This is a genomic window from Bacteroides sp. 11BF (genome assembly GCF_019633765.1).
GTDB lineage: Bacteria > Bacteroidota > Bacteroidia > Bacteroidales > Bacteroidaceae > Bacteroides > Bacteroides hominis.
In genome coordinates this window covers 89867-112906 of the sequence record NZ_JAFKPJ010000015.1, presented here as the reverse complement: position 1 = coordinate 112906, position 23040 = coordinate 89867, and the positions used below count along the sequence as shown (strand labels likewise).

Annotated in this window: 16 protein-coding genes; 12 read left to right on the top strand and 4 right to left on the bottom strand. The window is 42.9% G+C overall.

Going from position 1 to position 23040, the window contains the following annotated elements; genetic code table 11:
• Window positions 1–70: 70 nt before the first annotated feature.
• The 4 genes from JZY04_RS15910 to mdh form a co-directional block, all read right to left on the bottom strand.
• Entirely contained in the window at window positions 71–2260 is a 2190-nt protein-coding gene (locus tag JZY04_RS15910) for a M56 family metallopeptidase (protein ID WP_122143000.1), read from the bottom strand.
• A gap of 3 nt (window positions 2261–2263) precedes the next feature.
• Window positions 2264–2638, bottom strand: coding sequence for a BlaI/MecI/CopY family transcriptional regulator (locus tag JZY04_RS15905; protein ID WP_005782501.1), 375 nt, complete (start codon window positions 2636–2638; stop codon window positions 2264–2266).
• A 234-nt stretch (window positions 2639–2872) separates the two neighbouring features.
• A complete protein-coding gene (locus JZY04_RS15900) occupies window positions 2873–6154 on the bottom strand; it encodes a S41 family peptidase (RefSeq protein ID WP_122142999.1) in 3282 nt (1093 codons plus the stop codon).
• A 103-nt stretch (window positions 6155–6257) separates the two neighbouring features.
• Window positions 6258–7199 (bottom strand): malate dehydrogenase, encoded by a 942-nt coding sequence (gene mdh, locus JZY04_RS15895; protein WP_005782497.1) that lies wholly within the window; start codon window positions 7197–7199, stop codon window positions 6258–6260.
• Between the two features lie 186 nt (window positions 7200–7385).
• On the opposite strand from mdh, the gene JZY04_RS15890 reads away from it, so the two are divergent.
• The 12 genes from JZY04_RS15890 to JZY04_RS15835 all read left to right on the top strand — a co-directional run bounded on the left by JZY04_RS15890 (window position 7386) and on the right by JZY04_RS15835 (window position 22947).
• On the top strand, window positions 7386–8258 hold the full coding sequence (locus JZY04_RS15890; protein WP_005782494.1) for a hypothetical protein: 873 nt from the start codon (window positions 7386–7388) through the stop codon (window positions 8256–8258).
• Window positions 8259–8831: 573 nt separating this feature from the next.
• The gene (locus JZY04_RS15885; RefSeq protein ID WP_250707129.1) at window positions 8832–9218 is read left to right on the top strand and encodes a hypothetical protein; all 387 of its coding nucleotides are present in this window, start codon (window positions 8832–8834) and stop codon (window positions 9216–9218) included.
• A gap of 871 nt (window positions 9219–10089) precedes the next feature.
• Window positions 10090–11544 carry a TolC family protein gene (locus JZY04_RS15880; protein WP_005782478.1) on the top strand — a complete coding sequence of 485 codons (1455 nt, stop codon included), beginning with the start codon at window positions 10090–10092 and terminating at the stop codon, window positions 11542–11544.
• A gap of 61 nt (window positions 11545–11605) precedes the next feature.
• A complete protein-coding gene (locus tag JZY04_RS15875; protein WP_122142998.1) occupies window positions 11606–12598 on the top strand; it encodes an HlyD family secretion protein in 993 nt (330 codons plus the stop codon).
• Window positions 12595–13776, top strand: a complete 1182-nt coding sequence (locus JZY04_RS15870; protein ID WP_122142997.1) for an ABC transporter permease — start codon at window positions 12595–12597, stop codon at window positions 13774–13776. The genes JZY04_RS15875 and JZY04_RS15870 overlap by 4 nt, the downstream gene beginning before the upstream one ends.
• Window positions 13776–15026, top strand: a complete 1251-nt coding sequence (locus JZY04_RS15865; protein WP_122142996.1) for an ABC transporter permease — start codon at window positions 13776–13778, stop codon at window positions 15024–15026. Before JZY04_RS15870 ends, JZY04_RS15865 begins: the two co-directional genes overlap by 1 nt.
• A gap of 172 nt (window positions 15027–15198) precedes the next feature.
• Window positions 15199–17148, top strand: a complete 1950-nt coding sequence (locus JZY04_RS15860; RefSeq protein WP_122142995.1) for a glycoside hydrolase family 97 protein — start codon at window positions 15199–15201, stop codon at window positions 17146–17148.
• Window positions 17149–17297: 149 nt separating this feature from the next.
• Window positions 17298–17978 (top strand): SGNH/GDSL hydrolase family protein, encoded by a 681-nt coding sequence (locus tag JZY04_RS15855; protein WP_005821959.1) that lies wholly within the window; start codon window positions 17298–17300, stop codon window positions 17976–17978.
• A 17-nt stretch (window positions 17979–17995) separates the two neighbouring features.
• Window positions 17996–18745: an SGNH/GDSL hydrolase family protein gene (locus JZY04_RS15850; RefSeq protein ID WP_005821960.1), complete on the top strand. Its 750-nt coding sequence runs from the start codon at window positions 17996–17998 to the stop codon at window positions 18743–18745.
• Window positions 18746–18892: 147 nt separating this feature from the next.
• Window positions 18893–19258, top strand: a complete 366-nt coding sequence (locus tag JZY04_RS15845) for a BlaI/MecI/CopY family transcriptional regulator (RefSeq protein WP_122142994.1) — start codon at window positions 18893–18895, stop codon at window positions 19256–19258.
• A gap of 20 nt (window positions 19259–19278) precedes the next feature.
• Window positions 19279–21000 (top strand): M56 family metallopeptidase, encoded by a 1722-nt coding sequence (locus tag JZY04_RS15840; protein WP_122142993.1) that lies wholly within the window; start codon window positions 19279–19281, stop codon window positions 20998–21000.
• A gap of 39 nt (window positions 21001–21039) precedes the next feature.
• On the top strand, window positions 21040–22947 hold the full coding sequence (locus JZY04_RS15835; RefSeq protein ID WP_122142992.1) for a TlpA disulfide reductase family protein: 1908 nt from the start codon (window positions 21040–21042) through the stop codon (window positions 22945–22947).
• The last annotated feature ends 93 nt before the right edge of the window (window positions 22948–23040 follow it).

Sequence of the window (23040 nt, the reverse complement as noted above, 5' to 3'; positions counted from 1 at the left end):
TCCACAGAATCAAGAGTATCTGTTTATCTGTCACATCCGTGCCTAAAATAGATCAATACTGTAGAGCAGGCTACAATATAATGCGTTTATAGGGTTCCTTCTGATAATCTTTAATCTTTACTTTCCGCCAATCCCAACTGCTTCCGTTGCTTGGTGAAATAACTCCGGCATCCGGATATTTATTATAAAGATCGATTGTTTTTACTTTCTTTGGCAACTTCGGGAAAACGAGTGTCAACAACACAGAACGTCCTTCACAGCCCTCTACCCACAGTAATTTATTCATTTCAATGCCATGCGCCTCTTCCAGAATCGGATATTCATCACCTGTTCTGGAATCAACAAGACACAATCCCTTACCTATGACCAACCAATGACGGTCAAAATGAATAGGTATATTCAAGACAACCAACGTCTTCTCCGGTAAAGTTTCAATTTTCTGAATTCGAGACCTTCCGTCACCCCGGCGTGAAGAAACGGCTAATTGACTTGCATTAAGAGTTACTTCTTCCAATTTATCGGAACGCAGTGGACGCCCCTCTCTATCATACTCAGCTATTCGGGCGGCAGTCGGAAGGAAATCGTCAACTTTCAGATTCTCCAACCTCCATGAACTGCCATTGGGAGGTGTCAATCCCCTTTCTTCCGGGAAACAATCGCGGATACTAATCTTTTTTACCTTTCGGTCAAGAGGAGGAAAGACCAGTGTAAATTCCAGCATTTGCTTTTCTTGTCCCACAACCCAATAAGTCTGATTTAGTTCAATTCCGCGGGTAAGTGAACGAATCTTATAAACATCTTTCGTATCTTCGTCTACTATGGACAATCCCTTTTCGAACTGTAACCAGTGCCGGTCATAATATATCGGTATGGCCAAAGTAACGCGTGTATCTTCTTTCGTCCGTTCAATAAAGCGTACATATATACTTCGTTTATACGGTGCACGCGACAATACAACCTGATCTGCAGGTAAATCGACGCCAACAGTATAATCAGCCTCTTTTCCGTGCAGAGAAGTCTGATTCGGTTTCTCCTCCGAGAGCGTATCCAGCACTTTCGATACAGGAGTTGTAACCTTAGTAAGTAGTTGACTGGATCCGGATTTAACTAAATGCGCCTCTCCCGACTGTATGTAATGAACTATCTTTGGGGAGTCCAAAAGCAGAAAACACTTTTCATCACCTACGCTATCCATCTTTTTTTCGTTAGATACGACTTCGGGAGTTTCTGCTTTCATCGAAACAGATACCATCGGCAATACAGGTTCAATCAGAACCGGCTTTTCCGTAAAAGAAAATAAAGCCAATACACCCGCACACAAAGGAAGCAACGCTATTTTGCGCACTCCGGCGAAACGTTCTTTATATTGATGTTTCATCATGATAAATCGTTTTTTAATTAATGAATTATGAAAACCATTTGCAACCTTCGGGCTGTATCCCATCAACTCTTCGAATAAGATGCTTTGATATTCAAATAATTCAATCTCACCGGAAAGCAAACAACGGTCCACTTGAAATTCATGGAGAGCCCGCAGTTCACGCTTTACCAGCCAGACAAACGGATTAAACCAACATAAGATGGATAAACCTTCAATAAATAAAGTGTCCCGATAATGATGATTACGAATATGTGCCTTTTCATGGAGCAGAACTATACGCAACACTTCTCCTTCTAACTTCCGATTGATAAAGATCATCCGGTAAAACGAGAATGGTGAAACGACTTCATTGTTACGCACGATACAAATCCCATCAGCCTCCATCGTACAACTTCCCCAACGCTTCAAACGCCAGATACGTGCCATTTCGACCAATAAATGCATCAAAAGGACAAATACTCCCAATCCATATACGATCCAGACTATTTGCCAGTAATCCCACGAAGCATAAAAAGGTTCTTCCGCTATTTCTTCTTCCACTCGGGGTACAATTGCTTCACTAACCTCCGCCTGCACTGCTGCGAGCGTATCCGGTTGTATCCCATCATTTTCTACTTGTACCAATGAAGTCTTATCCATTTGTGTTTCTTGCTTTACAACCACCCGTTCCATCTTTATCGGCCGCACCACCTTCACCGGATAAACCGGGATGCGTACCACCGATACAGCTCCGGCCAGCAGTACCGAAAAAAGCAAATAATTCCGGCACTGGTTAAACGGGGCTTTTCGATCGAACAACAAGTAATAGCACAGCCATAACACAAATGAAGCTCCTATGAAACGAAGAATAGCCCATTCGCTACAATCAATATCGATCATACCTTATTCCTTTTTGTTTTCCTTCAACATTTCAATCAGTTCGTCGATCTCCTGTACCGACATCTTTTCTTTTTTGGTAAAGAACGAAACCATCGCCTTCACCGAACCACTGAAAAAGTTATCTACGACCCGGTTCATAAAACGATTCGTATAGCTCTCTTTTGAAACCAACGGATAATACTGATAATTCTTTCCGAAACTACGATAAGCTACAAAGCCTTTGTTTTGCAATACACGCAGTACGGTAGAAACTGTATTATACGCCGGACGCGGCTCTTCCAAATCCTGTAAGATTTCATTCACAAAAGCATTTTCTTTCCGCCAAAGCACCTGCATGATCTGGAGTTCTGCTTTTGTCAATTCTTTCTGTTCACTCATACCAAGTAATTTTAGATTATACTTCTATTCATCAAGTATTTGGGATACAACCTGAATGGAATGGCACAAATATATAACTATAAATATAGACATAAAACTATATTTATAGTATTTCACATTAAAAAGCAAGTATTTAACAATAAATAAATCATTTTATCCACATAATAAGAAAAGGCCACCTTTAAACAAAGGTGACCTTTCCATTTTAATCGAGCATAAAACGCAATTACCCCATCATTTCTTCGGCAACTCCTTCAACAAGCAATCTACCGCAGCTTTCAATTGTGCATCTTCTCCCTTCAACGAAGCAGAAGGTTCATTATAAATCAGCACATCCGGTTCGAGTGTCTGATTTTCCAAATAGTTACCCTGCATATCCATGCAGCCTACCTGCGGAATACCAAATACAAGACTCGGATCAATCTGGCGTTCCCACCATACAGCTGTCATAGTTCCGGCTACAGGAGTACCTACCAGTTTACCGATACCTAATGTCTTATATACATAAGGAGTACCATGCGCATTACTGTAATTGTCTTCACAAACAAGCATACATGAGGGCTTCAGCCACTTATTGAACGGATCGCTACCTATATATTGTCCGCGAGGAACAAAACGCTGATATTCTTTGCCACTAAGGAGAGTCACCACATCGTCGTGCAACCAACCACCACCATTGTGACGAACGTCTACAACTACGGCTTCTTTGTTACGGTAGCGCCCCAACAGTTCGGAGTACATCTTACGGAAACTCTGACTATCCATGCCCTTGATATGTACATATCCCAAACGACCGCCTGATAACTCTTCTACTTTCTTGCGGTTGCGCTCTACCCATCGTTTATATAGCAATTCGCGCTGCGCACCGTAACTGATCGCCTTCACTGTCTCTTCAAAATGCTTCTTTGTAGCAGGATCGTAAACAGAAAGCAGCACTTTACGCCCTACTTTTCCTTCAAATAACGGGAAATAATCTTCTCCTTTTTTGATTGGAGTACCATCTACTTTTTCAATGATACAACCCGGCTTTACATCTGTTTTCTTCAAAGTGAAAGGACTCTGCTCTATGATTTCCTTTATTTTCAACCCGTCACCGGTATAAGTATCGTCATAAAATACCCCCAATGAAGCTGTAGGTAACGCCCCTCCTACACCAGAGTACCGAGCTCCGGTATGTGAAGCATTCAACTCTCCGAGCATCTCGCTCAGCAGTTCGGCAAAGTCATAATTATTGTTGATATGTGGCAGGAACTTTTCATAAGTCTTCTTATACAAAGGCCAGTCTACTCCCTGCAAATCCTTCACATAGAACTTATCGTCTACCTGCTGCCAAACATGATCAAAAATGTAAGCACGTTCACCACCCGGCTGATAGTCGAAGAAAGATTCAAATGCAATAGGCGTTGTCTTACTACCGGCTATTTCAATTTTCTTCATACCTCCACCGGTACACATAAAGATATTCTCACCTTTCTTATCGGGCAACAGCGAACCGCCTCCGACACCTTTCAACAGAATCTTTGTTGAATTCTCTTTCAAATCGTGTTCCCACAAATCATAACCGCTTTCAAACGCTGCCAGATAATAGAGCTTATCACCTTTCGGAGTCAAAACAGCATCACCCATGAAAGAAGAGTTGACAGTCAGACGCACAATACGATCGAATCGATTATCAAGATCGAATTTCAGTGGCTTCACTTCCTCCTTCTTTTCTGCCTCTCCATCTTTCTTATCTTTGGCGTCTTTTTTCTTATCACCTTTTTTATCTTCTTTCTTTTTCTTCTCAGCTTTTTCTTTCTCAGCCTTTTCCGCTTTCTCAGCTTCTTCAAGCAAAGCAAGGTCTTCCTTATTCATGCGGAAACGATCGTAAGCATCTACATCAAAAAACATGATGTAAGCGTCATATTGAGCACCCCAGCTGCCATGACTACGGTATCCGGCACGGTCACTGAACCAGACCATTGCTTTGCCACCCAGAACCCATTTCGCATTTCCGTCTGAGTAACCGCTTTCGGTCAGATTATGCATTTCTCCCTTACCATCGGCGTTCAGCAGCACAATATCTTTATTGTTCCAGCCACCGATACCAATAAATTCGGAAAGAATCCATTTACTATCCGGACTCCACTCAAACCACTGGTCACCATCACTGTACGAATACTGATATTGGGCATCCATTACCGTACGTACCTTCTTAGTTTTGAGATTGATGACGCGAATTGCCGTACGGTTTTCAAGGAAAGCAACTTCTTTTCCGTCCGGGCTATACTTCGGATTGAACGAAGCTATATCCGAATTGGTCAGACGTTCTTCTTTTAACTCTGTAGCATACGTGAACTGTTTCTCATCTTTCCGCACGATACTTGAAGTATAGAGCTGCCAGAGTCCGCCACGTTCCGAAGCATACACCAAGCTACGCCCGTCGGGTGCAAAATCGATTCCACGTTCCTGACAAGGAGTGTTCGTTATCTGTTTTGTCGTTTTATATTCTACCGAAGTCACATACACATCTCCTCTCAAAATGAAAGCAACCTCTTTACCATCAGGAGATACAGCCATTTCAGTAGCCCCACTGGTCTTTATCTGGCGAATCAAATCTTTATCATTTCTGTCTGACAGAATTTTCACAGATACTTTCTGCGACTTACCACCGGGAGTCAACGTATAAATCTCACCATCAAAACCATAACAAAGATTACCATTGGAAGCCATACTGAGGAAACGTACCGGATGCTGCGTGTGATGCGTCACCTGCTTGGATGCATTCGATCCCGGAATACGCTGGTAGATATTGAACGAACCATTCTCTTCACTCAAATAGTAGAACGACTTTCCGTCCGGTGCCCATACCGGTTCACGATCTTCACCGATGAAAGTGGTCTGTTTTTCATAGCGTGGAGTCTGTCCAGGCTGAAGCATCCATATATCACGGGCAATCGGTGACTTCTGGTGCTTACGCCAGTAATCCTCATATCCTTTTTTATCTTGATAAAGAATAGCCCCTTCCTTATTAATGGAGATGCATTCCATTGGCATAGATGAAAACATCACAGGACGTCCTCCCGCAACCGGAATCTGATATATCTGCTGGAATTGTCCGTTCGAAGGAAAACCGGCATCTTCGGCAGAAGGCATGATGTCGGCAGTAAATAAGAGCTGTCCCGCATCACTGAAAGCTACCGGAGTTTCGCTGCCCGAGAAAGTGGTCAGGCGGCGAGGCTCGCCTCCTTCTTTCGACACAATGAATACATCCAGACTTCCCATACGGTCGGACGCAAATGCAATCTGTTTACTATCGGGACTCCAAATCGGGGTTGTATCAAAAGCCGGATTGGTAGTGATCTGTGTAGCTTTGCCACCGGACACCGGTACTGTGAAAATATCACCTTTATAGGTGAAAGCAATGGTAGTTCCATCGGGAGAGATAGCACAATGACGCATCCACAACGGACCCTCTTGTGCCCAAAGTGCTCCGGCAAACAAAAGAGCCGCAGCACTCATGAAGAGTTTTCTCATAATGTATTATTTAAGTATATTAAAAAGCAAACCTCACAGCCCTTTTGAAAAGAGTTGTGAGGTCCGCATATTCTATTTTCAGATTAAGAATCCGGCATTCAAATTAGAGAGCACCAACTTCTTTCAGAGCTGCGTTAGTTCCATGAACAGCCTTTGCGCTTGCCGCAAATTTTGCTTTTTCGTCAGCAGTCAATTCCAGTTCAACGATTTTCTCGATACCGTTCTTACCCAAGATTACAGGAACACCGATACAAAGATCAGATTCACCGTATTCACCTTCAAGCATTACTGAGCAAGGAATCATCTTCTTCTGGTTGTGGATGATAGATTCTACGACATAAGCTCCTGCCGCACCCGGTGCATACCATGCAGAAGTGCCCAGCAACTTAGTCAGAGTAGCACCACCTACCATAGTAGAAGCAACTACTTCGTTCAGCTTTTCTTCGCTCAGCAGTGTGCTGACCGGCTGTCCTTTGTAAGTGGCCAGACGAGCCAACGGAATCATAGTAGTGTCACCATGACCACCGATCACCATACCTTCTACTTCGTTTGCATTGCAACCCAAAGCCTGAGACAAGAAATATTTAAAACGTGAGCTATCCAAAGCACCGCCCATACCGATAACACGGTTTTTCGGCAATCCGAGTGATTTCAATGCCAGATAAGTCATTGTATCCATCGGGTTAGAGATAACTACGATAATAGCATTCGGAGAGTATTTCAAAAGATTTTCTGCTACTGATTTCACGATACCGGCATTTACCCCGATCAGTTCTTCACGAGTCATGCCCGGTTTACGAGGAATACCAGAAGTGATCACAACCACGTCAGAGTTAGCAGTCTGAGCATAATCATTTGTGCAACCAACGATTGTTGTGTCGAAACCCAACAACTGAGCAGTCTGCATCATATCCATTGCTTTACCTTCTGAAACGCCTTCTTTTACGTCCAGCATTACTACTTCGTCTGCCACTTCATTGAAGGCCAGTACATTTGCACATGTAGCACCTACGTTACCTGCGCCTACTACGGTTACTTTTGACATAATACTTATATTTTAATAAAGTTGATAATTAGTTCGTATCGTTTTCGTGACGGCAAAAGTACAACGATAATCGAAATTAAAGAAATTTTTCCATAATAATTTTAGTTAAAGAAAAGTGAATAGACTGTGTTACTCTGTATTGAAATGATTACTTTTGCAGCGTTTTATCATTCAACCTTATAGAATATGAATAAAAAGAATCTGCTGATCATTGCCGTATCTGTTTTGGTGCTCGCGCTCATCGGTCTTACTTATCTGTTATTCTCCGAAAAACAGACTAACCGTGAACTGGTTCAGGAATTCCAATTGGACAAAGAAGATCTTGAAAATGAGTACACTCGCTTTGCACAGCAATATGACGAACTGAAACTGACTGTATCGAACGACTCTTTGGCAGACTTGCTGGCTCAGGAGCAGGTCAAGACGCAACGCCTGCTTGAAGAACTCCGTACGGTAAAGAGCAGTAACGCCACAGAGATAAGACGCCTGAAAAAAGAATTGGCAACACTGAGAAAAGTAATGATCGGTTACATCAATCAGATTGACTCGCTGAATAAACTGACCGCCCAGCAAAAACAAGTGATAGCAGAAGTAACGCAGAAATACAATGCGGCTTCACGCCAGATCAATAATTTGTCTGAAGAAAAGAAGAACCTTAATCAAAAAGTTACATTAGCTGCTCAGTTGGATGCAACCAATATCTGGATTGAACCTCGCAACAAACGTGGCAAAAAAGCTAAAAAAGTAAAGGATATCGTAAAACTGGCCATCGGTTTTACGATTGTCAAAAATATCACTGCCGAAACCGGAGAACGGACACTCTACATCCGGATAACGAAACCGGATAACGATGTATTGACCAAAAGCCCGTCAAACACTTTCCCTTATGAAAACCGTACGTTAGGCTACTCTATCAAAAAGTACATCGAATACAATGGGGAAGAACAAACTATTAACGTATTCTGGGATGTGGAAGAGTTTCTGTATGCCGGCGACTATCGGGTAGACATCTTTGCTGACGGAACGATGATTGGATCGCAGAAGTTCACATTGGACTAAAACTTTAAAACCATATACTTTAAAAGAGGATGCGCCAGAATGGTTACTAAGTAACCGGCTTCTGGCACATCCTCTTTTTTATTACTTCAATTCTATCTTATTGATGAAGTTACTCCCGAAGTCTTATAAATTAGATACATCCATTTATGCACTTTCCGGCACTGGGTTAATGAAAAAGAATTTACCCAAGGCACATTTGTCATTTGACAGGGAACGAAGTCATTTGTTTAAATGATATTGCTTTGGCTCAATAGGGAATTTACGTAAAAAAACTGTCTCTATAATAAATCAATGTTAAGCCTGCTTCATATATATTGAAAGAATGATAATATATTAACTTCTTTTTCGTGTTTCGAGTTGAGTAGGGTTTTAATATGGATTGTATTATATGTAACATGAACTATTAATTTTTGATAGATTCTAATTTTAAAAAACAGAAGAGTAATTATGATAAAAAAATATTACAAACAAAAAAACAAACATGAAAAAGTAAAAATCGATTTATTTTTATTTCTTTTTTCTCTACAATCTTAGAAGCATGAATAGTTTCTTTACATTTAAACGATTTAAAAGATGAAAAAACAAATAACTTTCTTTATCTGCACAATTATTTTGTTGGCTTTGTCGTCTTGTCATAAGGAAGCAGATTATTCTTTAAATAATTCAATCTGGATACATCAATTTCAAGCTGAAGAACGGGTAGAAGGTGGTGTAAAAGCAGTAGGACTTTTCTTCGGAGCAAAAACAATTGAAAAGTATAGCCTTGATAAAGACTACAAAGCATCAAAACTTTTGAACACATTTAACTATATAAAGGAAGGTAATGAAATTATAATCAATGGTGCATTCAGACAAACAGTGGGAGATAATTATCTTACTTTTGATGATGGAATGTACTATCGTTCAGAAAAAGCAAGGGCTCTTTTTTCCAAAAGTAATAAAGAAGGAGGGAGCAATTAAGAATAGGTATTGAAGGAGCAGAGAATAAATAATTCCTCTGCTCCTTTTAATTAAATATTCGTGCTACTGCCACTTTTGATCCGAACCATATCAGTAAATCGGGTAAATACCCCCTATTGGGGTTGCTCCCGGCCCAGTTATGCGAAGATGCTCAAAACGCAATCTGGAAATCTCCAGATATAAGAATAAAAAGGTTATTGTCTACTATTGCCACGAAACTTTCCTTTCTGCTTCTCTGTTCGTGTTATTGAAAAACAGAAACCTTAAATAAGGCTTTTGAACCAGTAAGCTAAATACCAATTCGCAATAGTTGTTTATTATACTACAACCAAAGTATGCAATCGGGTACGCAATATTACGAAAAAAATGATTCGGGAAGACAGGATCAATCCATAGTTGATAAATAAGCAAGTATACAGGCTTTCAGCCTGCAAAGTCTTAGTTGGATAGAAAAAGGCACGATGATACTTAAACAGATGAAAGGCAAGACATTCAAAACACTAAACTCTTGCTGGGAAAAGACTTGCTTTAACACAATGTTAAAGTCTGCTCTTTAGATTCAAATAACAAGTCATTTAAATGCAAAAGGCTTGTTATTTGCATTTGGAAAAGAAGAAGCCCCAGAATGCGATTAACAATGTTAATTGAAAAAGCGAGAATACATCGCCCGGTATTCAAACATCAGGCCTAAATAACAAAAAAAATTAAATCGTTTTGCTTTTTAAGATTAACCCTTTATATTTGCATCGTTGTTTATGCAATTATTGTTTCTTGTCCTAACAAGGATAACAAGAACAAAACCGGATAAACAAACAGCCCGCAAGCATTGTTCTTTAAAATGAAGTATTACCTTTATAATGTATAAGATGCGATGAAAAAAATCCTGTTTCTGTTTTTTCTCCTGACAACTACTTTCTCTCTGAAATCACAGGGAATCCTATCCTTAGATAGTTGCCGTGCATTGGCCATTGCTAACAACAAAGAGTTGTTGATAAGCGGAGAGAAAATAAATGCTGCACACTATCAAAACAAAGCAGCTTTTACGAACTACTTACCCAACTTCTCTGCTACAGGGGCCTATATGCGTAACCAAAAAGAATTCTCGCTGCTCAACAGTGATCAGAAAGCTGCCCTATCGGGCTTAGGAAACAGCATAAGCGGACCACTGCAGCAGGCTGCACAAGTCATCGGACAGCTCCATCCTGAACTGGCCCCGGTTTTGTCGCAACTGGGAGGGGCTATCGTACCGGCCTTGAACGAAGCCGGAAGTTCTATTGTAGACGCATTCCGTACCGATACCCGCAATGTATATGCAGGAGCCATCACCCTGACACAGCCATTATACATGGGCGGCAAAATCCGGGCATACAACAAAATCACTAAATACGCTGAAGAGTTGGCTCGCCAACAGCACAATTCGGGTATGCAAGAGGTGATTCTCAGCACGGATCAGGCCTATTGGCAGGTTATCTCGTTGGTCAACAAGAAAAAACTCGCGGAAAGCTACCTGAAGCTATTGCAGAAACTGGACAGTGATGTAGAAAAGATGATTGCCGAAGGGGTAGCCACTAAAGCGGACGGACTCTCGGTTCGGGTGAAGGTAAACGAAGCCGAAATGACACTGACAAAGGTTGAAGACGGACTCAGCCTTTCGCGGATGCTACTGTGCCAACTGTGCGGCATCGATCTGAGTACCCCCGTCGTATTGGCCGACGAAGACATCGACGACATTCCGTTAATGCCTGTTACTACCGACTTTGAGGTTGAAACAGCCTATGCCAACCGGCCTGAAATACGGAGCCTGGAACTGGCAACCAAAATTTATCAACAAAAAATAAACGTAACCCGCTCCGAGCATCTTCCGTCTTTAGCACTGATGGGAAACTATATGGTTACTAACCCTTCCGTATTCAACAGCTTTGAAAATAAATTCAAAGGAATGTGGAATGTAGGCATCATGCTTCAATTACCCATCTGGCACTGGGGAGAGGGCCTCTATAAAGTAAAGGCAGCCAAAGCAGAAGCACGCATCGCTCAGTATCAACTGGAAGATGCCAAAGAAAAAATAGAGTTGCAGGTCAACCAATCGGCCTTCAAAGTGAACGAGGCAGCAAAGAAACTGACCATGGCGAAAAAGAACCTTGAGAAAGCTGACGAAAACCTGCGCTACGCCACCCTTGGATTCGAAGAAGGAGTAATTGCTCCAAGCAACGTACTTGAAGCCCATACTGCCTGGTTGTCGGCCCAATCGGAAAAGATCGATGCACAGATTGATGTGAAGTTAACAGAGATCTACCTGCAGAAGTCATTGGGAACACTGAAATAAAATGAATAAGTAAATTTAGAGAAAGCCAATCTCAATCGTAAATCGTAAAATCGTAAATAAGATGACATCACAAAAATCACAGAACAGCAATATGCTGCTTGCATTCCTCACTCTGCTGGGAGTTATTGTACTGGTTGCAGTTGTCGGTTTCTTCATGCTCCGCAAAGGTCCGGAAATTATTCAGGGACAGGCCGAGGTGACCGAATACCGCGTTTCGAGCAAAGTTCCCGGACGCATTCTGGAATTCCGTGTGAAAGAGGGACAAACAGTACAAGCGGGAGACACTCTCGCCATACTGGAAGCTCCGGACGTAATGGCAAAAATGGAACAGGCACGTGCAGCTGAAGCCGCTGCTCAGGCACAAAACGAAAAAGCAATCAAAGGGGCACGTCAGGAACAGATCCAGGCAGCTTATGAAATGTGGCAAAAGGCGATAGCCGGTGTTGATATAGCAGAGAAATCATACAAGCGTGTTAAAAATCTGTTCGACCAGGGAGTCATGCCTGCACAAAAGCTGGACGAAGTCACTGCGCAACGTAATGCAGCCATCGCCACAGAAAAAGCAGCAAAGGCCCAATATACCATGGCTAAGAACGGTGCCGAACGTGAGGACAAAATGGCTGCCGCCGCTTTGGTAGACCGTGCCAAAGGAGCTGTTGCCGAAGTGGAATCGTACATCAAAGAGACTTATTTGATTGCTCAGACAGCCGGAGAGGTTTCTGAGATATTTCCCAAAGTGGGCGAGTTGGTAGGCACAGGTGCACCGATTATGAACATTGCAGTGATGGATGACATGTGGGTGACATTCAATGTGCGCGAGGATTTATTGAAGAACCTGACAATGGGATCTGAATTTGACGCTATCGTGCCCGCACTGGACAACAAAACGATTCGCCTGAAAGTATACTACATGAAGGATCTGGGTACTTACGCTGCCTGGAAAGCAACTAAAACTACAGGACAGTTCGATCTGAAAACTTTCGAAGTAAAAGCTACTCCGGCTGAAAAAGTAGGCAATCTGCGTCCGGGAATGTCAGTCATCCTTAAAAAATGAAAGAAAGAAAAAAGAAATATATAGCCCTCTGGCTGGTCATGAAGCGCGAATGTCGCCGTCTTGTGTCCCGTCCGCTCTATCTCTTCTGCATGGTGATAGCCCCGTTATTCTGCTATATCTTCTTCACTACGCTGATGGACTCGGGGCTGCCCACCGACATGCCTGTCGGTGCTGTCGATCTGGACAACTCAACCAGTTCGAGAAATATCCTCCGCAATTTGGATGCCTTCGGGCAAACGGCTATCGTGGCCCGTTATGGAAGTGTGAATGAAGCCCGCACTGCAATGCAGGAAGGCAAAATTTATGGGTTCTTCTATATTCCCAAAGGGTTGTCGGCCGACGCTCAAAGCCAACGACAACCCAAAATATCTTTCTATACCAACAACTCGTACCTGATTGCCGGCTCACTGCTTTTCAAAGACATGAAGATGATGTCCGAGCTTGCATCAGGGGCAGTCAGCCGTTCGGTACTGTACGCTAAAGGTGCAACAGAGGACCAAGCCATGGGATACCTCCAACCGATAGTCATCGATACACACCCGATACAGAATCCATGGTTGAACTACTCGGTCTACTTGTGCAACACCCTTGTACCGGGAGTACTTATGCTGATGATATTCATGGTAACGGTATTCTCCATCGGCGTGGAAATCAAAGACCGTACCGCACGTGAGTGGTTGCGTCTGAGCAATAACTCCATTTATATCGCATTGGCAGGTAAACTTCTTCCACAAACGGTAGTGTTCTTCATCATGGGTATATTTTATAATGTATACCTGTACGGATTCCTGCATTTCCCATGCAACAGTGGCATCCTCCCTATGCTGCTGGCCACTTTGTGTCTTGTACTGGCTTCACAATGTTGTGGCATCGTGATGATAGGCACTTTGCCTACACTCCGCCTCGGATTGAGTTTTGCATCATTATGGGGAGTCATCTCTTTCTCCATATCGGGATTCTCTTTCCCGGTAATGGCTATGAATCCGGTATTGCAGGCATTGAGCAACCTGTTCCCACTACGGCATTACTTTCTCATTTACGTAGACCAGGCACTCAACGGATACAGTATGGCTTATTCCTGGTCCAATTATATGGCGTTATTGATTTTTATGTTACTTCCTTTCTTCGTGGTTCACCGGTTGAAGGAAGCTTTGATATACTATAAATACATGCCCTAATGAAAGATATAAAATTAAAAGATAAAATAGCACAAGGAGTCAACGACCTGTTTTATATCTGGAAACGGGAGTTTGGAACCACCTTCCGTGACCAGGGAGTATTGATTTTCTTCGTACTCGTGCCATTGGTATATCCGTTGATTTATAGCTTCATCTATACCAACGAAGTGGTGCGCGAAGTGCCCGCAGTGGTAGTAGACGATTCACGCTCTTCACTCAGCCGCGAATATCTGCGCAAAGTGGACGCCACTCCCGATATAGAAATCGTAGCGTATTGTGCCGATATGGAAGAAGCCAAACAAATGCTGAAAGACCGTCTGGCTTATGGCATCATTTATATTCCCAAAGAATTTAGTGATAACATAGCACAAGGTAAACAGACTCAGGTAAGTATTTATTGTGATATGAGCGGACTGCTATATTACAAAAGTATGCTTCTGGCTAACACAGCCGTATCTTTAGACATGAACGAAAATATCAAAATAACCCGTTCGGGCAATACCACCGACCGCCAGGATGAGATCACAGCCTACCCCATCGAATATGAAGACGTGGCAATGTTCAATCCGACTAACGGTTTTGCCGCTTTCCTGATACCGGCAGTACTAATCCTGATTATTCAGCAGACTTTACTGTTGGGTATCGGACTTTCTGCCGGCACCGCCCGCGAAAACAACCGCTTCAAAGATCTGGTGCCCATTAACCGGCATTACAACGGCACGCTGCGTATTGTAATGGGTAAAGGACTAAGCTATTTCATGGTCTATTCGCTCGTATCTGTTTACGTACTTTGTGCGGTTCCCCGCATGTTCAGCCTCAACCAAATCGGACAACCGGGTACATTAGCGTTATTTATCCTTCCCTATCTGATGGCTTGCATCTTCTTTGCCATGACTGTGTCCATTGCCATCCGTAACCGGGAAACGTGCATGCTGATATTCGTCTTCACGTCTGTTCCGTTACTGTTTATTTCGGGAATCTCCTGGCCGGGAGCAGCCATACCGCCGTTCTGGAAATATTTCTCTTATATATTCCCGTCTACTTTCGGCATTAACGGATTTGTGCGGATCAATAACATGGGGGCGACACTGAGTGAGATCCCATTTGAATATAAAGCGTTATGGATACAAACGGGATTCTACTTCCTGACTACCTGCTGGGTATATCGCTGGCAGATCATCAAGAGCCGTAAGCATGTCATTGATAAATACAAAGAAATGAAAGGCAAAGGAAAACCTATTCTTTCATAATCACATACACATATTTATTCCGGATTTATCCGGAAATACCTGCTATTGCAATTCAACCCGAAAATATATCGGACAGCTATTGTCTGAAACAAAGATAATTAGTACATTCGAGGCGTTTATATTTTCAAGTGGAAGATGTAAACACAACACATACAATAATAAAACACATGTTATGAAAAGAAAAATGATGTCCCTTTTGCTCGCATTGGCAGTAATAAGCGGAAATAGCGTGTACGCTAAAGTGATTGACATAATGTCTCCCAACGGAGCCATTAAAGTATCGGTAGATATCAAGGACCGAATCTACTATTCAGTGTCTTATGATAACAACCAACTATTAAAGGATTGTTATCTCAACCTCCAACTGCAAAATGAAACACTGGGGAACAATCCCAGGCTGCGGAGCACGAAACGTGGAACCATTGACGAAAGTGTGAAACGTGAGATACCTTTTAAAAATGCTATCGTAAAGAACCACTGTAACACGCTGAGGATGAACTTCAGCGGAAACTATGCCGTTGAGTTCCGGGTATTCGATAACGGTATGGCTTACCGTTTTGTTACAGACAAAAAAGAGGATAACATTGTAATGGGAGAAGATTTCGCAATTAATTTTCCTGCCAACTACAAAGCCCACTTATCACAACCGGATGGTTTTAAAACCTCTTACGAATATCCATATACTCATATAGATACGGAAAACTATGCTGCCACCGATCGTATGAGTTACCTGCCCGTACTGATAGAAACGGACAAAGCATATAAAATCCTGATATCCGAAGCTGACCTATTCGATTATCCTTGTATGTTCCTCAAAGGCACCGGCAAGAATGGGATGCAATCTCTTTTCCCCAAAGCACCTTTGGCATTTGGCGAAGATGGTGACCGTAGCCTCAAGATCACTAAAGAAGCTGATTATATTGCCAAAACAACCGGAAAGCGTTCATTCCCCTGGCGAATGATGGTAATCTCAAAAGAAGACAAAGAGATTATTGAAAACGAAATGGTATATAACCTTTCCACTCCTTGTGTCCTTGAAGACTACAGTTGGATCAAACCGGGGCAGGTGAGCTGGGAGTGGTGGCACGATGCACGTCTCTATGGGGTAGATTTCCGTTCCGGCTACAACATGGATTCGTATAAATACTACATTGACTTTGCTTCCAGATTCGGCATCCCCTACATCATCATGGATGAAGGCTGGGCCAAAAACACACGTGATCCGTTTACTCCCAATTCTACTATCAACCTCCCTGAGTTAATTCAGTACGGAAAAGAACGAAACGTGAAAATCGTACTCTGGCTACCATGGCTTACTGTCGAGAATCACTTCGATCTCTTTAAGACTTTTGCCGACTGGGGCATCGCGGGAGTAAAGATAGACTTTATGGACCGCAGCGATCAGTGGATGGTAAACTACTACGAACGTGTAGCCCAAGAAGCAGCTAAACATAAACTATTTGTGGATTTCCATGGTGCCTTCAAGCCTGCGGGACTGGAACGGAAATATCCGAACGTACTCTCTTACGAAGGTGTATTGGGCATGGAACAAGGTGGCAACTGCAAACCCGAAAACAGTATCTATTTACCCTTTATGCGTAATGCTGTGGGTCCGATGGACTTCACTCCGGGATCAATGATTTCCGCTCAGCCAGAAGACAACCGTTCTACCCGCGCCAACGCCATGGGCTCAGGAACACGTGCTTTCCAAATGGCTCTTTTCATCATCTTCGAAAGTGGTCTGCAAATGTTAGCCGACAACCCGGTTTACTATTATAGGGAACTTCCCTGTACCGAATTTATCGCAAGTGTTCCCGTCACCTGGGATGAAACCAAGGTCCTTTATGCTAAAGTAGGTGAAGCAGTCGTCGTAGCCAAACGAAAAGGAGAACAGTGGTTCATCGGAAGTATCACCGGCAATCAACCACAAAACATCGAGATCGACCTTGGATTCCTTCCGGCAGGACAATCATTCACATTAACCTCATTTGAAGATGGCATTAACGCTGACCGTCAAGCAATGGATTACAAGAAAAAGGAGTCTACCGTGAACAATCAAACCCGCATGACATTGAAAATGGTACGCAACGGGGGATGGGCCGGAACAATTAAAATGAAATAGAATATAAATCAAGTTCACCACAGAACACACAGAGTCTTCATCTCTTGCTAATGGAATATTTATGAAAAAAGTTTCTCTGTGGGACTCTGTGTCACTCTGTGGTGATATAGCATATTACAAAAATGAAAAAACAAATAATACACCGCTGGATGCTGATGGCTGTCTTCTGCCTCGGAGCATCATTTATAGGAATCAATGCCCAAGAAAAAGACTGGGCCAGCCTGCAACGCTATGCACAGCAAAATGCCGAACTCCCCAAGCCGGAGAAAAATGAAAAGAGAGTAGTCTTCATGGGCAATTCCATCACGGAAGGATGGGTTAACACACATCCTGATTTCTTCAAAAACAACGGTTATATCGGCCGGGGTATCGGTGGGCAGACTTCTTACCAGTTCCTGGTACGTTTCAGAGAAGATGTGATCAATTTATCCCCCGCATTAGTAGTGATCAATGCCGCCACCAACGACATTGCCGAGAATACAGGAACGTACCATGAAGACCGGACTTTTGGCAATATCGTTTCGATGGTGGAACTGGCAAAAGCCAACCATATAAAAGTGATATTGACTACCACTTTGCCGGCTGCTGGCTTTGGCTGGAATCCGTCCATCAAAGATGCACCACAAAAGATAGCCTCACTCAATGCACGCCTGAAAGCATACGCCAAAGCAAACAAGATTCCGTTTGTAGACTATTATTCATCGATGGTAAGCGGTAATGACAAAGCTCTGAATCCCGCCTATACCAAAGATGGAGTACACCCTACTTCTGAAGGGTACGGCGTGATGGAAAAGCTAATCCAGCAAGCCATAAACAAAACGATACGCTAACCATTGAAATTAAAATCATGAAGTCATTTGTCTCCTTCTGCCTTTTATTGAGTATCTGCATAAGTAAACTATATGCGCAAGACATTAACATAGTATACATAGGCAACAGTATCACCCAAGGTGCTACACTGAAAAATCCCGGGACAGAAGCACCTCCGGTACAAGCCAGCCAATACATCGGACAAGTAGTAAAACAATCCGTCACCTATCGTAATTGCGGAGTGAGCGGTATGACTACCCTTGATTTCCTGCCGGTAGCCGGAAAACAATTCCCGAATGTCAAGTCTGCCGCACAGGAATTGAGTCAACATAAAGGGACACTGCTTTTTTCTATCATGCTGGGCACCAACGACAGTGCCTGCACCGGGCCCTTCGGGGCTCCGGTAGAACCGGTGTCCTATTATACCAATATGAAAACAATCGTTGACGAGTTGATTTCCCTGTATCCGAAATGTAAAATCGTGATTCACCAGCCTATCTGGTATAGTCCGAACACTTATAACGGTGCAGTCTATCTTGCTGCCGGACTAAAACGGTTGGAAAGTTACACTCCCATGCTTCATAAACTGATCGACCATTACACACAGACCAAGCCCAATCAGGTATTTCTGGGAGATACAGCTGCTTCCGACTTCTTCCGGAACAATTATCAGAGCTATTTTACTCCGGAGAATGGAAACGCAGGGACTTTCTATCTGCATCCAAATAAAGAAGGTGCCAAAATCCTCGGCAAATATTGGGCGGAAGCCATCCTGAAAATAATGTAAATGTGTCAAAACCCACACAGGCTTCCTCCTCTCCCCCAGCCTTCTCACTATATGCAACCTATTCATTTACATCATTTAACACACTTCGCTTTGTTTAGTTACGACCGTTTCGTAGCTTTGTGATATAAACGTAATTAAATATACTCCATGGAAAAGTTGACAATGCAAGAAGAAGAAGTGATGATTTACATCTGGGAACTGGAAAGTTGCTACGTGAAAGACATCGTTGCCAAATTTGCGCAACCCGTACCTCCTTACACTACGGTGGCCTCCATCGTGAAGAATCTCGAACGGAAAAAATATGTAAAGGCACAGCGCGTAGGAAATACGTACCTGTACACTCCGGCTATTAAAGAAAGCGAATATAAACGAAGTTTCATGAGTGGAGTCGTAAGGAACTACTTTGAAAACTCTTACAAAGAAATGGTTTCTTTCTTCGCAAAAGACCAGAAGATATCGACCAACGACCTGAAAGAAATCATCGACATGATCGAGAAAGGAAAAGAAAACTAATCGCTAATACCCTGAAAAACATGACCCCCGAACTGGCATACTTCCTGAAGATAAATATAGCAATTGCTTTATTCTACGCCTTCTATCGGTTGTTTTTCTACAAAGACACCTTTTTTCAGTGGCGACGGACTGTATTGCTTTGCTTCTTTGTCATTTCTCCACTCTACCCGGTGCTGAATATTCAGGAGTGGATCAGATCGCACGAACCTATGGTAGCAATGGCCGATTTATACGCAACCATTGTATTGCCCGAAATTGAAATAACTCCTGAAGTTGCGACTACGGATTGGCAAAACATTATTTTATCTACAGTAAATATCATCTATTGGGCAGGAGTCGTATTACTTTTAATACGCTTCGTTGCCCAGTTTGCCAGTATTTTGCAGTTGCGTTTTCATTGTCAGAAAGATCAGATAGAAGGAATTCCTGTCTATTTGCTTGACAAAGAAAGTGGTCCGTTCTCTTTTTTCCATTGGATCTTCATTCATCCGCAAGCACATCCGCACAATGAGTTAAGCGAGATCCTTACTCACGAAGGAACGCATGCCCGGCAAAAGCACTCCATAGATGTTATCATCAGCGAACTGATGTGTATCGCCTGTTGGTTCAACCCGTTTGCATGGTTGATGAAACGGGAAGTACGGAACAACCTGGAGTACATGGCCGACAACCGTGTACTGGAAGCCGGACATGATTCAAAATCTTATCAGTATCACTTATTGGGATTGGCCCATCAGAAAAGTACAATCACTCTCTCCAACAGTTTCAATATGTTGCCACTGAAGAATCGCATCACAATGATGAATAAAAAAAGAACCAAAGAGATAGGACGGACCAAATATCTGTTATTTCTCCCGCTGGCTCTTGCCCTAATGATAGTAAGCAACATTGAAGCCGTGGCACGTACTACTAAAAACATCGCAAAAGAAATGATGCAAACAGTAGAAGAGCAGATTGAACCGAAAGTTCCGGCTGAAGAAAATACCCCATCCTATACGGCAGATGCTTCGCAACCTCAAACGGACAATACAGCCGGACAAACAACCTCCCAAAAGCCAGAAGAACAAACTGTCTTTGAAGTAGTTGAGCAAATGCCGGAGTTTCCGGGAGGAGTGACAGAAATGAAAAGGTTCATCAGCAATCACCTCCACTACCCCGCTATTGCTCAGGAAAACGGAATACATGGACAAGTCGTTACCCAATTCATAATCCGGGCAGACGGAACGATTACCGACTGTACAGTAGCGAAAAGTGTACATCCAATACTGGACGCCGAAGCATTACGTGTAATAAAAGAAATGCCTAAGTGGCGTCCCGGAAGACAAAGAGGAATAGCTGTAGCCACCAGAATGACCGTCCCGGTACGGTTTCACCTGATAGATGAGGCGCCCGATCCGGCAAGTACTTCCGATAAGAATCTTGAAAATAAAATTTTTGATGTAGTTGAACAGGCTACGGAATTCCCCGGTGGAATGAAAGCTTGTTTAGCATATATGTACAAAAATATAAAATATCCTACAGCTGCACAGGAAGCGGGCATACAAGGGCAGGTTGTCATACAGATGATTGTTGATAAAGACGGGCATATAAGAGACCCCAAAATAGTGCGGGGAGTATCGCCGGAACTGAATGCCGAGGCACTCCGCATAGTAAGCGGTATGCCCAAATGGATACCCGGGAAACAAAAAGGCAAGAACGTAGCGACCCGGTTCACACTCCCCATCCGGTTCCGTCTGACCTAACCGTACTCCCAACCTGAAAATCACTTTAATAAAAATAGTATGAGAAAAATCACATTTATTGCCATTCTCTTGTTGTGCATCTGTAACCTTGCAAAGGCCAAAGAAAAAGTCATAGAACAGCCGCCATTCATAGCTTGGAGCAGTACCTCGATTCAAATAGATAAAGTCGTCCTCAGCGACACGGCTACAGTACTTTATATCAAAGCATTCTATCAACCCAAACGATGGATCCGGATTTCCGGACAAAGTTTCCTGAAAGACAATAACGGGGAAACCTACGTTTTACGTTCGGGGATCGGTATTAAACCCGACACGGAATTCTGGATGCCCGAATCCGGTGAAGCAGAATTCCGTTTAGTTTTTCCGCCAATACCGGCCTCAGCCACTTCTATCGATTTCTCCGAAGGGGACAATGTTCAAGGGGCATTCAAGATATGGGGCATTCAACTTAAAGGAAAAGCTCTCCCCGAACTTTTGTTACCCCAAGAAGCCATTGTGCAGAAAGTAGATATAAATAATACATTGCCCGAACCGAAATTCGAATACAAGGAAGCCACTTTCAAAGGAAAGATTCTGGATTATCGCCCGGGGCTCATCTCCAAAATAGCACCGATTGTATTTGACCCGGTAAAGGGTGCCTACGAAGGAGCGGAAGTAAAAATAAACAATGACGGCACATTTACCACTCAAATAAAAGTACCTGCCACTACTTCGGTCGCCCTCCGTATTTTCGGTAAAATGATTTCTTCCTACGTGGTACCGGGCGAAGAGAGCAGTATCATTATCAATACCCGCGAACTATGCCGGCAACAATCCAAGTTCCATAAGGACGACAAACCTTATAGCGAAGCTGTTTACTTTGGCGGCGCATTAGCCGGGCTGTCACAGGAATCTTTTAAATGTAACCTAAATCCTTCCGTTATGGATAATTACCGTCAACTATTCCGTGACATAGCAGGAATGGATGCCCAAGCCTATAAAGACTTTATTTATGGCAAACGGGCTACTATTCTTGAATCCATACAGAAAGCCTCAATCAGTCAAGCACTCAAAACGGTATTAATCAATCAGGTAGACGCCAGTACTGCCCAGGCTATCTCTTTAACGGAAATGGCCATCAAGCAGGCTTATGCCATGGAGCATAAAATGAAAAACGAAGAAGTCAGGGAATACTTTAAAACGACTCAAATAAAACTGCCTGAAAACTATTACGCGGATGCTTTCAGACCACTTGGCTCCCTCAACACCATGGCATTACTTTACAATCCCCGGTTGACCGAACTGGTTCCGTATTACCTGCGTCATTGGAGAGATGAACTGGTTAAAGCATGGGGAACCGATAAAGGAGTTTATTTCGATATTAATAAAGCAAACGAACTCTATTCATCTATCAAAGACTTTACACCCCTGACCGCCGAACAGGAAGTCCTGCTTGCCACTCTTCCACCCGCTTGCCAAAATGAACTGCGGGAGGGCAATGAACAACTTCTGAAAACCATTGAAGCCAATAAAAAGAAAACCGGATATACAATTCATGAAGTAGGGGAAGTCAGTGATGAAAACCTGTTTACATCCATTATCTCTAAATTCCGGGGTAAAGTAATCCTGGCCGATTTCTGGGCAACCTGGTGTGGCCCGTGTCGCATGGCCAATAAAGCAATGCTGCCGATGAAAGAAGAATTAAAAGGTAAAGACATCGTCTATCTTTATCTCACCGGCGAAACATCTCCGTTGAAAACGTGGGAAAACATGATTCCGGATATCCACGGTGAGCATTTCCGTATGACCGATGCCCAATGGAATTATCTAAGTGATAAATTTAAAGTAGGAGGTATACCGACTTACCTTATCATCGATCGGGAAGGAAATGTGAAATACCAGAAAACAGGATTCCCGGGAACAGCTAAAATGAAAGAGGAGCTGATGAAAGTATATGATGAACAATAACCGATAAACGACGGGGCGTGCCAAAAACTTTTCCACGACAAAGGGCACAGAGTAACACTGATTATTCAAACTGAGAATCAACAATTTAAAAAT